This is a genomic window from Gilliamella sp. CG35, assembly GCF_046635745.1.
In the GTDB taxonomy this organism is placed as follows: Bacteria; Pseudomonadota; Gammaproteobacteria; order Enterobacterales; family Orbaceae; genus Gilliamella; species Gilliamella apicola_I.
In genome coordinates this window covers 34185-49230 of the sequence record NZ_JBIDFH010000013.1, presented here as the reverse complement: position 1 = coordinate 49230, position 15046 = coordinate 34185, and the positions used below count along the sequence as shown (strand labels likewise).

General features: G+C 35.4%; 13 protein-coding genes. 9 read left to right on the top strand and 4 right to left on the bottom strand.

The window, feature by feature from the left end; genetic code table 11:
- Window positions 1–308 precede the first annotated feature (308 nt).
- From proS to ACGH4F_RS07360, 3 genes are all read left to right on the top strand, one after another.
- The gene (gene proS / locus ACGH4F_RS07370) at window positions 309–2030 is read left to right on the top strand and encodes a proline--tRNA ligase (RefSeq protein WP_411590646.1); all 1722 of its coding nucleotides are present in this window, start codon (window positions 309–311) and stop codon (window positions 2028–2030) included.
- A 105-nt stretch (window positions 2031–2135) separates the two neighbouring features.
- Complete coding sequence (locus tag ACGH4F_RS07365; RefSeq protein WP_411590645.1) at window positions 2136–2639, top strand: tyrosine-protein phosphatase; 504 nt, start codon at window positions 2136–2138, stop codon at window positions 2637–2639.
- 165 nt (window positions 2640–2804) lie between these two features.
- Complete coding sequence (locus tag ACGH4F_RS07360) at window positions 2805–4256, top strand: M48 family metalloprotease (RefSeq protein ID WP_411590644.1); 1452 nt, start codon at window positions 2805–2807, stop codon at window positions 4254–4256.
- 61 nt (window positions 4257–4317) lie between these two features.
- Here ACGH4F_RS07360 and ACGH4F_RS07355 read toward each other — a convergent pair whose 3' ends face one another.
- On the bottom strand, window positions 4318–4980 hold the full coding sequence (locus ACGH4F_RS07355) for a histidine phosphatase family protein (protein ID WP_411590643.1): 663 nt from the start codon (window positions 4978–4980) through the stop codon (window positions 4318–4320).
- 30 nt (window positions 4981–5010) lie between these two features.
- The gene (gene rluC, locus ACGH4F_RS07350; protein ID WP_267350096.1) at window positions 5011–5988 is read right to left on the bottom strand and encodes a 23S rRNA pseudouridine(955/2504/2580) synthase RluC; all 978 of its coding nucleotides are present in this window, start codon (window positions 5986–5988) and stop codon (window positions 5011–5013) included.
- Window positions 5989–6134: 146 nt separating this feature from the next.
- On the opposite strand from rluC, the gene dsbB reads away from it, so the two are divergent.
- The 4 genes from dsbB to rapZ all read left to right on the top strand — a co-directional run bounded on the left by dsbB (window position 6135) and on the right by rapZ (window position 9021).
- Window positions 6135–6665 (top strand): disulfide bond formation protein DsbB, encoded by a 531-nt coding sequence (gene dsbB, locus ACGH4F_RS07345; protein WP_065558397.1) that lies wholly within the window; start codon window positions 6135–6137, stop codon window positions 6663–6665.
- A gap of 78 nt (window positions 6666–6743) precedes the next feature.
- A complete protein-coding gene (rluA, locus tag ACGH4F_RS07340; RefSeq protein WP_267360896.1) occupies window positions 6744–7400 on the top strand; it encodes a bifunctional tRNA pseudouridine(32) synthase/23S rRNA pseudouridine(746) synthase RluA in 657 nt (218 codons plus the stop codon).
- A gap of 76 nt (window positions 7401–7476) precedes the next feature.
- Window positions 7477–8073, top strand: a complete 597-nt coding sequence (locus ACGH4F_RS07335; RefSeq protein WP_267380244.1) for an XTP/dITP diphosphatase — start codon at window positions 7477–7479, stop codon at window positions 8071–8073.
- Between the two features lie 99 nt (window positions 8074–8172).
- Window positions 8173–9021 (top strand): RNase adapter RapZ, encoded by an 849-nt coding sequence (rapZ, locus tag ACGH4F_RS07330; RefSeq protein ID WP_267380246.1) that lies wholly within the window; start codon window positions 8173–8175, stop codon window positions 9019–9021.
- Here rapZ and ACGH4F_RS07325 read toward each other — a convergent pair whose 3' ends face one another.
- Together ACGH4F_RS07325 and envC are read right to left on the bottom strand one after the other, a co-directional pair.
- Window positions 9022–9843, bottom strand: a complete 822-nt coding sequence (locus ACGH4F_RS07325) for a divergent polysaccharide deacetylase family protein (RefSeq protein ID WP_267350105.1) — start codon at window positions 9841–9843, stop codon at window positions 9022–9024.
- Complete coding sequence (envC, locus tag ACGH4F_RS07320) at window positions 9840–11048, bottom strand: murein hydrolase activator EnvC (protein ID WP_267350107.1); 1209 nt, start codon at window positions 11046–11048, stop codon at window positions 9840–9842. The genes ACGH4F_RS07325 and envC overlap by 4 nt, the downstream gene beginning before the upstream one ends.
- A 212-nt stretch (window positions 11049–11260) precedes the next feature.
- Between envC and glyQ the strand changes: the two genes are divergently transcribed.
- Both glyQ and glyS read left to right on the top strand, forming a co-directional pair.
- Complete coding sequence (gene glyQ, locus ACGH4F_RS07315; RefSeq protein ID WP_065558403.1) at window positions 11261–12196, top strand: glycine--tRNA ligase subunit alpha; 936 nt, start codon at window positions 11261–11263, stop codon at window positions 12194–12196.
- A gap of 8 nt (window positions 12197–12204) precedes the next feature.
- A complete protein-coding gene (gene glyS / locus ACGH4F_RS07310) occupies window positions 12205–14277 on the top strand; it encodes a glycine--tRNA ligase subunit beta (protein WP_411590670.1) in 2073 nt (690 codons plus the stop codon).
- Window positions 14278–15046 lie beyond the last annotated feature (769 nt).

Genomic DNA, 15046 nt, shown 5'->3' with positions numbered 1-15046 from the left:
CGTCGATTAAAGTAAGAATAACTATTTGATCAAAGATGATGGCTATATTATGGCGTTAACCATGGCATAATCAAGTATAGAATCAAGCTTTCAATTTAAATCGTAAAAAATTTTGCCAAGCGAAGATATGCGCCTTAGTCATGTTGTTAATTTTCATTTTATCTCTCTTTATTTGCTTAAATTTATAAATAATTTTTGTCGATTACAACAATTACGCATAAAATTACTTTAGTGTTACGCGACGGACTGCTAAACTAGCTCACATTTTAGTATATTCATTAGTACATTATTTTTTTCAGGATAAATTTATGCGAACCAGTAAATATCTTCTTTCTACATTAAAAGAGACTCCAGCAGACGCTGAAGTGATAAGCCATCAATTAATGTTACGTGCCGGCATGATCCGTAAAGTTGCCGCAGGATTATATACTTGGCTGCCCACTGGTTATCGTGTACTTAAAAAAGTTGAAAATATTGTTCGGGAAGAGATGAACAGAGCAGGGGCAATTGAAGTGTTAATGCCAGTTGTGCAACCTGCTGATATTTGGCAAGAAAGCGGCCGTTGGGAACAATATGGTCCGGAATTATTACGTATTAAAGACCGGGGAGATCGTGATTTTGTATTAGGTCCAACCCATGAAGAAGTGATCACTGACTTACTACGCAACGAAGTGAGTTCATATAAACAGTTACCGCTTAATGTTTATCAAATTCAAACCAAATTTCGTGACGAAGTCCGCCCTCGATTTGGCGTAATGCGTTCTCGTGAATTTATTATGAAAGATGCTTATTCATTTCATACTTCACAAGAATCCTTGCAAGAAACCTATGATGATATGTATAAAGCCTACAGTGCCATATTTACACGTGCAGGTTTAAATTTTAGAGCGGTACGAGCTGATACGGGTTCTATTGGTGGCAACTGGTCGCATGAGTTCCAAGTATTAGCCGACAGTGGTGAAGATGATATTGTCTTTTCTACCGAATCTGATTACGCGGCGAATATTGAGATGGCACAAGCATTAGCGCCAACACAAAGTCGCCTTGCACCAACCAAGGCGATGGAACTGGTTGATACACCTAATGCCAAAACGATTGATGAATTAGTTGCACAATTTAATTTACCTATTGAAAAAACAGTTAAAACACTTATGGTTAAGGCGACTAAAGAGAGTGGGCACCAACTTGTGGCTTTATTAGTCCGTGGTGATCATACGTTGAACGAAATCAAAGCGGAAAAAATTGATATTGTGGCATCGCCTTTAGAATTTGCAACTGAAGATGAAATTCGTGCGATAGTGAATGCAGGACCAGGTTCATTAGGACCGGTAAACCTTGATATGCCAATCATCATTGACCGTGATGTGGCAGTAATGAGTGATTTTAGTGCTGGTGCCAACATTGATCATAAACATTACTTCAATATCAATTGGGAAAGAGATGTCGCTTTACCTCGCATTGAAGATATTCGTAATGTGGTTGAAGGCGATATTAGCCCTGACGGTAAAGGAACATTACAAATTAAACGTGGTATTGAAGTAGGACATATTTTCCAATTAGGAACCAAATATTCTCAAGCGATGAAAGCCACTGTTCAAGGGGAAGATGGTCAAAATCATGTCATGATTATGGGGTGTTATGGTATTGGTGTAAGTCGTATTGTCGCAGCAGCGATTGAACAGTGCCACGACGACCGCGGTATTATTTGGCCTGACGCAATTGCGCCTTTTAGCGTTGCCATAATACCAATGAATATGCATAAATCTGAAAAAGTACAAGCCACTGCTGAAAAGCTTTATGCAGATCTACAATCAGCAGGTATTGAAGTACTCTTTGATGATCGTAAAGAGCGACCGGGCGTGATGTTTGCTGATGCCGAACTCATTGGTATTCCACATACTTTTGTCATCGGTGAACGCAATCTTGAAAATGGCGAAGTTGAATATAAACACCGTGCTGGTGGTGAAAAATCGCTAGTAAAAATCGATGAATTGATGACATTTATTAAAAAACGTCTTCAAACAGTTTAAATAAACATGTTCGAATAATTAGTTATGCAAAATACAACACAACAGTTAAAAATGAGTCATAACCGTATTACAACGATTGTGATATGTCTACTACTGCTGTGTTGTATGAGTTTAAATCTCATTGGCTGTCAATCTAAGCTTAATTCTGATTATCAATTACCGGATAATTTTCATCAAGTGTCTAACGATATCTATCGCTCAGAACAACCTTCAATAACTGAATTTAAATATCTTGATAAACTTGGCTTTAAAACCATTATAAATTTACGGTTTTTTCACAGTGATCGTGAGTTAGTCGAAAATACACAGATGTCAGAAGTTTGGATTCGAATGCGGGCAGGTGATATTACTGATGAGAAAATGATCCAAGTAATGAAAGCAATTCATACCTCCCCTAAACCGATATTAATCCATTGTTGGCAAGGTAGTGATCGTACCGGCGTCGCTATTGCTATGTACCGTTTGGTTTTTGAAAATTGGACTAAATCTCAAGCTATTAATGAGTTAATGCAAGCTGAATTTGGTCATCACTACAATGTTTATCCCAATATCAAAAAATATCTTGAAACAGTTGATATTGAAAAAATTCGCTCTGCCGTTTTTCAATAAAAAGATAGAAATTTTGATAACCCTAAACAACGTCATTGATTAAAGATGCTATCTGTTAGGCTTATTAACTTTATGTAAAGTTTAATCACAAATTCAAATCGATATTGTGTTTTTTTTCAGCTAAAATAACTATTAATAATTATATTATCCCTATGGAATAAAATAATGCTAAAAAAAACAATTGCATTTTTAATCTCGGCTTCATTGCTATTGCAAAATACCTCATTGGTATATGCAGATAACATTAACTTGCCCGATATTGGTACAGCGGCTGCATCAACATTAAGTATCGGTCAAGAAATGGAAATGGGGGATTATTACATGCGAATGTTACGCGCTCAAGCCCCTATTCTAAATGATCCTGTTTTGAATCAATATATTAATGACTTGGGTCAAAAATTAGTTTCAAAATCAGAATCGGTACAAACCCCTTTTCACTTTTATATCATGCGTAGCGATGTCCTTAATGCTTTCGCTTTTTTTGGTGGTAATGTTGTTGTCCATTCTAAGTTAATACTTGATACGGATAACGAAAGTCAACTAGCGTCGGTCATGGCTCACGAAATAGGTCACGTCACCCAAAGACATTTAGCCCGTGCAATCGAAGCCCAAAATCGTAACAGTCCTTATTTTTGGGGAGCTACGTTAGGTTCTATATTACTTACATTAGCAAATCCTGAAGCTGGAATGGCTGCAATGACAAGTACAATGGCGGGGTCTGCACAAAGTATGATTAGTTTTACTCAGAGCAATGAGCAAGAAGCGGATCGTGTTGGTCTTAGGACTTTAGTCAAAGCCGGATTTGATCCTTATGCATCATCTGAATTTTTGCAAAAACTTGCTGATCAAACGCGCTTTAGTAGTAAACCGCCTGAAATATTACTTACTCACCCATTGCCTAATAATCGTTTAACTGACGTTCGCAACCGAACTTTGCAATACAGTAAAAAAAATATTACTTCTTCTCTTGATTACTATTTAGCTAAAGCTCGATTAGCGATTATTACGGCTAAAAATAAAAATGCCGCTTTGTTATTAATTCAAGGTTATAAAAAATTAAATAATCAACCAAGCAAAATTGCCATCATATACTGTGCCGCATTGGCGGATTATCAGGCAGGTAAATATCAACAAGCCAAACAGCAACTTCAACCATTATTAGATAGTCAGCCTGATAATCTATGGTTTATTGATTTAATGACTGATATTGATTTAGAACTTAATAATAATAGTGTTGCCATTACACGATTACAGCAAGCTTTAAAAAAATTTCCTAACAGCACAGCGATACAATTAAATTTAGCGGCGGCTTATAATAATAATAAAAATTACCAACAGGCGGTTAGTCTTCTTCATCGCTATACCCATGACCATAATGACGATATGAATGGCTGGGATGAATTGATTAAAGCTTATGGTGGGCTGCACTCAACAGCACAACAAATGACTGCAAGAGCTGAGCTTATTGCTTTACAAGGTAGATTTGATGAATCTATTCAATTGCTACAAAACGCTAAAAATAGAGCTAAAGGCGATCAAATCACACTATCTAAAATAGACGCCAGAATAAATCAATTAAAGCAACTGCAAAAACGCTTTGCAAAATACAAAAGGTAAAATTTATAATTTTCTGGCTAATGGCATCCACATTAGCCAGAAAAATATTCATTCAGCAAATTTATTTATTGGCTAAATGATCAACGTTATTATAAAACTTAACCGAAAATTGCCCTTCAAGCTGATTTTCATCTTGTTTATAGTTAACCACACTGATACTTGTATTTAACATTCGTGGAAAATACGCTTCATCACGGTGTAAACGCCAGTCTCCTCCATTTAAAACACAAAGTAGTATCCGTAATACTGTGCCATGAGAAACAACTAAAATATTACCGGTATCTTGCTTAGTATTTTCGATAATGGTCTTTAATGCTCGCTCCATACGTGCCAAAACTTGTTGATAATTTTCACCTTGATTGACTGTAGCATCAAAGTTAGCAGGATCAGTAAGATAAGTGTTAAATTCTGGAAATGCTTTTTTTAATGTCGGCACATGTTTACCTTCCCAAATACCAAAATCCATTTCGCATAAATCTGAAAGTTCAGCGGTTGGAATAACATTTACATTTTCATTGATGATATAGTCTCGAGTTTCCATTGCACGCTGTTGAGTACTTGAATAAGCCTGTATGAACGGAATATCTTTAAGGTACTTTCCTGTCACCTTTGCACCTAAAATTCCTTCTTCTGTCAAAGGGGAATTCTGTGAGCCTTGCATTTGATCTTTAATATTCCATTCCGTCTGACCGTGTCTAATTAAATATAAATTGATATCTTTCATTGGTGCTAACTACCTTATTTATTTTTTAAATTATGCTTGTTTAAATTTATCTTTTCTAAGCTGAGTTAAACAAGCTTGCAATGTGGCATCCATTGGGGCTTGTAATAGCATTTCTTGCTGGGTTTTAGGATGAATAAATTTGACACTCGCCGCATGTAAAAAAAGACGGTTGAGTGTAGTATGTGATAATAATGCATCAAATTGGCGATCCCCATAACGATCATCAAAAGCAATCGGATGATTAGCATATTGCGTATGAATTCGAATTTGATGAGTACGGCCTGTTACAGGACTGGCTTTTATCAACGTGGCAAACTCAAATCGTTCTTCTACTTTAAAACGTGTTTCTGAAGGTTTTCCTTCTTTATCAACTTTCACAACGCGTTCACCACTTTTGAGCACATTTTTTAGCAATGGTGCTTGAATCACTTTACAGTCAGAAGACCAATTACCTTTCACTAATGCCAAATAGTTTTTTTGCATCTGCTTAAGACGAAGCTGTTCATGCAACGCTTTTAATGCAGAGCGTTTTTTAGCAATTAGCAACACCCCTGATGTTTCACGATCGATTCGATGCACTAACTCTAAAAATTTTGCTTCAGGTCTTAATGCTCGTAATCCTTCAATCACACCAAAACTTAAGCCACTGCCACCATGCACCGCAATGCCCGAAGGTTTGTTGATAGCTAAAATCATCTCATCTTCATAAATAATTGCCTTTTCTAATTCGGCCACTTTATTTAATTTTGTTGAGATTTCGGGCGTGGCTTTTTCAGCAACTCGAATAGGAGGAATACGAACTTCATCGCCAATATTCAATTTGTATTCTGGCTTAATACGTTTTTTATTCACTCGCACTTCACCTTTGCGTAATATACGATAGATCATACTCTTTGGTACACCTTTCAAATAGGTGAGTAAAAAGTTATCAATACGTTGAGTCGCATTTTCTTCAGATATAGTCACAAAAGTAACATTTAATTTTTTTTGTGGAGCGTTTGTGTGCATAAGAGATGATTAGTCCGCTATCAATGAGTAAAAGTCGTTTACATTATTCTTAAATAATCTACACTAATCTTAATTATAATTAGGTAGTTTTTTTCAGTATAATAAAAGCAAAACAATTATAACGGAATCTGGGAGAATAAAATAGTATGTTATCGCTGCTTAATCAGTACTCACGTAGAAGGTTTGCTTGGTTTTTACTTTTTCTTTCAACCGTTGTTTTTGAATTAATTGCTCTACATTTTCAATACAATTTAGGTCTTGCACCCTGTACATTGTGCATTTATCAACGTTGTGCAATATTTGGTATCATGATAGCAAGCTTTATTGGATTTCTGGCTCCTCGCAAAACATCTTTTCGTTTAGCCGGTATTTTTATTTGGCTTATTAGTGCATTTCAAGGTTTTCGATTAGCAAAATTCCATGCACAACTACAGTTCGAGCCAAGCTTTGGTGATACGTGTTCAATTAAAACTGAATTTCCATCCTGGTTACCTTTAGATACTTGGTTACCTGAAGTATTTAGTGCTTATGGTTCTTGCTCTGAAAAAATCTGGTCATTTTTAACGATTGAAATGTCACAATGGATGATCATCATTTTTGCTTGCTATTTTATTGTGGGTCTGATCATATTGTTTATGCAGCTCTTTTCACCGAAAGAATCAACATGGCATAAGTAAACAATTTATAGAACTGGCACTTTTTGTTGATTTTGCTAGAATATATGGCAATTTTTAGTTATTAATTGTCATATTTAAATGCTTTTGGAATATCATCCCCCTACTGATCCTTGGCTTTCAATTTTATATCAAGACGATCATATCGTTGTTGTTAACAAACAACCGGGAATCTTATCGGTTTCTGGTAATAAACCACAATTTATTGACAGTATCATTCATCGTTTGCAACAAAAATATAGTTATGTGGAATCGGTACACCGTTTAGATATGGCAACCAGTGGCATTATGGTTGTCGCATTATCTAAACTTGCCGATCGAGAAATTAAAAAACAATTTCGAGAACGTATTCCTAAAAAGACCTATATCGCGGTTGTGCATGGACATGTTGAGCAAGACACCGGATCTGTTGAATTACCACTGATTTGTGATTGGCCAAATCGTCCTAGACAAATGGTAGATAAGGAAAATGGCAAATATGCATTAACAGAGTATCAAGTTATTGCAAGAAATCCCGATAATACAACTCGCATTAAATTATTTCCATTTACAGGACGCTCTCATCAACTGCGTGTGCATATGCAAGCTATTGGTCATCCAATTTTAGGCGATAAATTTTATGCCCATCCAGAAGCTTTCTCGATGTCAAAAAGATTACTATTGCATGCACAATTATTAACAATTAATCATCCTAAATCAGGTGAAAACATGACTTTTACTTGTGATCCTGAATTTTAAATAAGTAAATATAAAAAACACTCATTATGTTTAAGCAATCAGCTCAAATATTAAGCCAATAGGTTAAGGAACCTTTATGCAAAAAATTGTTTTAGCAACCAATAATCAGGGTAAAGTCAATGAATTACAAAATTTACTGGCTGATGCGGGTTTTGATATCATCGCACAAAGTCAGTTTAATCTCCCTGATGCCGATGAAACAGGTTTAACATTTGTCGAAAATGCCATTATAAAAGCGAGATATGCTGCAAAATTAACTGGGTTACCCGCCATAGCCGATGATTCAGGGTTAGTTGTGGAAGCACTTAATGGTGAACCGGGTATCTATTCTGCACGTTATGCAGGCGAGCACGGTAATGATGAAAGTAATAATCAAAAATTATTACAAGCATTACAACCTATTCCTCAAGAAAAGCGTTCCGCATATTTTTATTGTGCTCTAGTTTTTATGCGTCATGAAAACGATCCTACTCCCATCATCTGTTTAGGCAAATGGAATGGCTTAATCTTAAATGAATTAAAAGGTAAAGGCGGTTTTGGTTATGATCCTTTATTTTATGTGCCAGAACTAAATTGTACTGCCGCTGAGCTGACTAAAGAACACAAAAGCCAAATTTCCCATAGAGGGCAAGCTCTTAAACAATTGATTAAAGAAATAAAAACTAAATATTAAAAATATTTAGTTTGTTGTAATATTGTTTATATTCCAAATTGCAAGTTTACGAATAAACGTTATATACTTACATGCATCAATTATATCGGAGTTGAAATTGTGATCCTACTGATAGTAAGTGGCCGTTCAGGTTCAGGAAAATCGATTGCATTACGTGCGTTAGAAGACATGGGTTTTTATTGTGTTGATAATATTCCTGTTGCTTTATTACCACAATTAGCTGATTCACTCAAAAATAATAAAACCCCTGTTGCTGTGAGTATTGATATCCGTAATTTACCAATCAATTTTGATTTTGATAAAGATATATTTCAACGTTTACCTCAATCTGTTTCGCCTGAGATAATTTTTTTTGATTGTAGCCGTAATACGCTTATCCGTCGTTATAGTGAAACAAGACGAATTCACCCATTGGCTAATCAGCAATTTTCCCTTGAAGAAGCCATCGATCAAGAAGAAAAGTATTTAGAACCCTTAAAATCTCATGCTAGTTTAATGATTAATACTGATAATCTTTCCGTGCATGAACTATCAGATATTTTACGATCTCGTATTTTAGGCAAAAAAGAGCGTGAACTCACCATGATTTTTGAATCATTTGGTTTTAAGCATGGTTTACCGGTGGATGCAGATTTTGTCTTTGATGTTCGTTTTTTACCGAATCCACACTGGGATGTATCGTTAAGACCACTAACAGGATTAGATGATCCGGTCAAAAACTATCTATTAAAACATGATGAAGTGACCAATTTTATTTATCAAACTGCAGATTATTTAAAAAATTGGTTACCAATGTTAGAGAAAAACAATCGAAGTTATTTAACTATTGCAATTGGTTGCACAGGTGGTCAACACCGTTCCGTGTTCATTGCTGACCAGTTAGCTGATATTTTTCGAGCTCAAAATAAACAAGTTCAAGTCCGTCACCGTACTTTAGAGAAGAAGTAATTATTGCTGAATTATTGATAAATAATAGATTTCATAACCTATTTTTTCAAATATTTTGTATATATCTTTGAAGGTTAATGTTGGTTTTTCGGGTAAGGATTCTGGATGAATTAATTGACTAAGTTTAACAAGTTGTATATCTGAAGGTAATTCGGACAGCTTTTTTGTTAAGACGTTCACCGTTTGTGGATAAGGATGACCAATAACAATTGCTTGCCCCTTTTTTCGGGCTAATTCAATAGCAATATCAAATTGGTAAGCAATGGCATTTTCATTCTGTTTATCATCAAGAAAAACATCTCGTACAAGAACAGGTATATTATAGTTTTGAGCCGCATTAATTACCTGCGTTTTACCTATTGTTTTGCTGTCTAAATAGAAGAATGAATAATGGCTAAGTGCTTTCATAACATGCTCCATACCTTTAAGGTCAGATGTCATTAAACTTCCCATATGATTATTCACGCCAATTGCATAAGGTACGCGCTCAACAGCATTGGCAATAATTTGATTAACTTCTTCTTCCCCCATATAAGGAAATAGTGTCTCTTTTTCTAATGGTTGTTTAGATAATGGTGCCATGGGTAAGTGAATAATCACCTCATTGCCTTGTTTGTTTGCTAAGGTAGACATCTGTTTGGCATGGGGTGAATAAGGCAAGACTGCAATCGTAATATTAGGTGATAGTGAAATAATTTTTTGTTCATTTTGCTGACGATAACCGAAGTCATCAATAACAATAGCCAGTTGTGAAGCAAGTCCATTATTAATAGGGAATAATAACAGACTCATAAAAACTAAACTTACACAGCGTACAATCATTTTAACCATCCACTCGGATCTAGCGCTTTACCATCACGCCGAATTTCAAAATAAAGTCCGGGATTATTTTGACCACCACTCGAGCCAACAATTGCAATTGATTGACCGGTTTTAATTTTATCCCCAACTCCCACTAAAACACGCTGATTATATCCATATAAGCTCATGTCGCCTTTTCCGTGCTCCAAAACCACCATAAATCCATAGCCTTGTAGCCAACTGGCTAATAACACTCTTCCATCAGCAATTGCTTTGACTGTCACACCATTTTTCGCATTAATGACCATACCTTTCCAGTATAATTCGCCCTGTAATGCCTCACCAAATCGATGTGCCACACTCCCACTTACCGGCCAGTTAAATTGATGAGCCGGTTTGCCAATACCACTCACTCTTGCCATGAGTGATTGTTCATCTGAGCTCAATGTATAGTTATTATTTTTTTGTTTTTCTTCAATATTTTTAGCTTGCCTTGCTTCTTCTTCTGCAATACGTTGACTTTCTTTTTCTGCTTGAGCGATTTTTGCTTGCAATTTCGCTTCGTTTTCACGTAGTTGCGCTAATTTTTGTTGATTCTGTTGCATAGATGATTCAAGCGATACTATCGTTTTTTTACGATTTTGACGATTTTTTTCAAGCCTCAATTGTTCTTGCTTTTGTCTATTTTGTAATACTTTATGAGAGGACTCTTTTTTTTGCAAAGCAGCTTTTTTTTCACTTAATTGTAATTGGGTCTGTTTAAGTTCATTAATTAATTGCTCTCGAGCTTGGTTAATGTATCCGTAATACTGAATAATTCGTTCGTTACGTTCCCCCTTTTCCCCCGAAAATACCAGTTCTAATCCGCTATTTTTCCCAATTTTAAATGCACCTATCAATTGTTTAGCTAACACTGCTCGTTGCTGTGTTTGCTTATTAACCAGCTCATCTATCTGGTCAATCATTATATGAATTTCTTGATTAAGTTTTTTTAACGATAAATCATTTTTTTCAATTGAGGTCAACAAAATTGCTATTTCGGTTTCTTGCTGTTTAAGGTCTTTGACTAATTGAGTGCGTTGTTTATTTTGTTCTGCTATTCGATTTTCTTGTTCTTCAATTGAACGACGCAAAGACTCTAGCCTCTGAGTATCATCAGCGTGCAAAAAACTAACATTGATTAATGTTATAAAAATAATCACAACAATTTTTTGATAAATAGACATGGTGTTTTATTTTAGATTTATTACCAAGCAATAATGATAATGTCACTATACCGACAAATAGGTAAAGATGCAAAATGTAAACCACATTAAGATAATTAAGTAATATATTATGATATGAAGCGATTAGACATTTCACAAGCACTCATAAAAAGTATAAAATACAGCACTGTTTTAAATATCGAAAAAATCAATTCAACCATAAAGACAACATCATGCAAAAGTTTAATGTCAAAACCTTTCAAGGTTTAATACTTACGTTACAAGATTACTGGGCTAATCAAGGTTGTACAGTGATTCAACCCTTAGATATGGAAGTGGGTGCAGGTACATCACATCCAATGACCTGTTTACGTGCGCTTGGACCTGAGCCAATTAATGCTGCTTATGTTCAGCCTTCTCGTCGCCCTACTGATGGTCGTTATGGTGAAAATCCAAATAGGCTACAACATTATTATCAATTCCAAGTTATTTTAAAACCTTCACCCGATAATATCCAAGAACTTTATTTAGGTTCGTTAAAGGAGCTTGGTCTAGATCCGACAATCAATGATATTCGCTTTGTTGAAGACAATTGGGAAAACCCAACCTTAGGTGCCTGGGGGCTTGGCTGGGAAGTGTGGTTAAATGGTATGGAAGTAACCCAATTTACTTATTTTCAACAAGTCGGTGGACTTGAATGTAAGCCAGTAACAGGTGAAATAACGTATGGTTTGGAACGACTAGCCATGTATATTCAAGGCGTTGATAGTGTTTACGATTTGATTTGGAGTGATGGAGCATTCGGTAAAACGACTTATGGCGATGTTTTCCATCAAAACGAAGTTGAACAATCAACTTATAATTTTGAATATGCGAATACTGACTTCTTATTTTACTGTTTTGAACAACACGAAAAAGAAGCAAAATTTTTGCTTGAGTTAGAAAAACCACTTCCTTTACCAGCTTATGAACGTATTTTAAAGGCCGCTCACTGTTTTAATTTACTTGATGCCCGTAAAGCCATTTCGGTTACAGAGCGACAACGCTATATATTACGTATTCGAACATTAACTAAAATGGTTGCTGAAGCCTATTATGCATCACGTGAAGCGCTCGGTTTCCCTATGTGCCAAAATTCACCTTCAAGCGAAAGTGCATCATCTAAGTAGGAATATATATTATGCAAAAAACATTTTTAGTGGAAATTGGTACAGAAGAGTTACCACCAAAATCGCTCCGAACTTTGGCTGAAAGTTTTGCGGCTAATTTTATCGAACAACTGGATAATGCAAATTTAGAACATGGTGAAGTCCTTTGGTATGCATCACCAAGACGTTTAGCATTAAAAGTATTAAATCTGAATGATACTCAACCTGATAGCCAAATCGTTAAACGAGGCCCAGCAGTAAGTGCAGCATTCGATCAAGCAGGAAATCCAACAAAAGCCGCAGAAGGTTGGGCTCGTGGTTGTGGTATTACGGTTGATCAAGCAGAACGAATACAAACAGATAAAGGGGAATGGCTTTCTTATACACAAAATCAAAAAGGACAGCCTGTTGTCAATTTGTTATGTGATATGGTTAAAAATGCTTTAAACAAATTACCAATACCAAAACCAATGCGCTGGGCAGCCCGTCAAGTTGAATTTATTCGCCCAAGCCATACTGTGACGATGTTATATGGTGATGATCTAGTACCCGGTACTATTTTAGACATTGATTCCGCACGGGTGATCCGTGGACACCGTTTTATGGGTGAACAGGAGTTTACTATCGATAATGCCGATCAATATCCTGAAATTTTAGAACAACGCGGTAAAGTTATTGCTGATTATGATAAACGTAAATTAATTATCCAACAACAAGCAGAAGCCGCAGCGGCAAAACTTAATGGTAAAGCGGATTTAACAGACAGTTTATTAGAAGAAGTCTCTTCATTGGTTGAGTGGCCTGTTGTTTTAACAGCAAAATTTGAAGAACGTTTTTTAGACGTCCCTGCCGAATCACTTGTTTATACTATGAAAGGCGATCAAAAATACTTCCCTGTTTATGATAAACAAGGAAAATTGCTACCGAATTTTATTTTTGTTGCTAATATTGAGTCAAAAGATCCGCAAGTGGTCATTGCCGGTAATGAAAAAGTGGTTCGTCCACGTTTAGCCGATGCTGAGTTTTTCTATAAAACAGATTTAAAACAGCGTTTAGAAGATCGCTTACCTCGCCTTGAAACGGTATTATTTCAACAACAGTTGGGTACTGTAAAAGATAAAGCATTACGTATTGAATCATTGTCAGGTTTCATTGCTGAGCAAATTGGTGCAGATGTAGCGCAAGCAAAACGTGCAGGCAAATTGACTAAATGCGATTTAGTCACGAACACTGTTTTCGAGTTTCCTGAAACGCAAGGGATTATGGGACGTTATTTAGCCCTTAAAGATGGTGAAAGTGTTGAAGTCGCCACCGCCATAGAAGAACAGTATAAACCTCGTTTTTCCGGTGATGAGTTACCAAGTACAGCTGTTTCTTGTGCTGTTTCAATCGCTGAAAAAATGGATACTTTAGCGGGTATTTTTGGTATTGGGCAACACCCTAAAGGCGATAAAGATCCCTTTGCACTGCGACGTGCGGCTATTGGTGTGCTAAGAATCATTGTAGAAAAAAACTTACCGTTAGATCTTATTGCGTTATCTGAATTTGCCGTTTCATTATATGGTGATAAATTAAATAACCAAAATGTTGTAACTGATATTGTTAGTTTTATGCAGGGTCGTTTTCGTGCTTGGTATCAAGAACTTGGTTTCACCATTGATACTATTCAAGCCGTATTGGCTCTTAATCCTACCAAACCAGCCGATTTTGATGCGCGTGTAAAAGCCGTAACACATTTTAGAACACTGCCAGAAGCATCATCATTAGCTGAAGCAAATAAACGAGTATCGAATATATTGTCTAAAGCAGAACTAGCAATTCCTGATAGTGTTAATGCTTCATTGCTTGAAGCCGGTGCAGAAGGAGAGTTAGCAAAACATGTTGCGGTGTTAATGGATAAATTAGCCCCATATTTTAATCAAGGACGGTATCAAGATGCCCTCGTTGAGTTATCTACGCTTAAAGCACCCGTTGATGAATTTTTTGCTTCAGTTATGGTCATGGTTAATGATGAAAAAATAAAACTTAATCGTTTATCATTATTGAAAAAACTACAAAGTTTATTTTTAAAAGTTGCAGATATCTCATTATTACAATCATAATAAATATATATCAACACTTGTGGTAGCCTATTTTGGTTACCACTTAATGACTTAGAGCTAAAAAATGCAAACCGAATTATCCTTTTCTCGATTGTTAAATGAAACAATTAATTTTATTAGAAATCGTTTTCAACCAATCATTATCATCTGTTTTTTAATCAGTGCCACTACCACACCAATTTTAAATAATTTATTTGATAAACAACTTTTTCAGCAATTATCTAACCAATCTCTCTATGCCGTGTTATTGCAATTATTAAAACCAGCAATGATTTATATGGTGATAAATTTTATGACACAGGCGATTATACTTGCTGTGATATATAATTATTCAATCAGCAATAAATTTAATTTCAATTTAATATTGTCCCGTTTGTTACCAAACATATTAAATTTAATCGGTTTAAATTTAGTTTGTGCATGTTTAATCGTTACTGGGTTAATATTTATGTTATTAATATGCTCAGTTTTGAATCTGATTTTACCCATCCAAATCATGAATCTTTTAATTTTAACGGTCACGATTGTTGTTATGATTGTTATATCGATAGTTTATTTCCAATTCAATAGTTTAATTATTGAACCTTCAACAAAAGATTTTTTCCAAAAATTTATAGAATGTTTTACACACACGTTAATGTATTGGCGATTAACCTTACCAATGTTTTTAATCTACTTTTTAGCTATATTTTTATTGTCACATTGGGCAATTTCAATTACATCGCTGATGATAAATATTATCTATTCAACAATAATAATATTTGCAAAT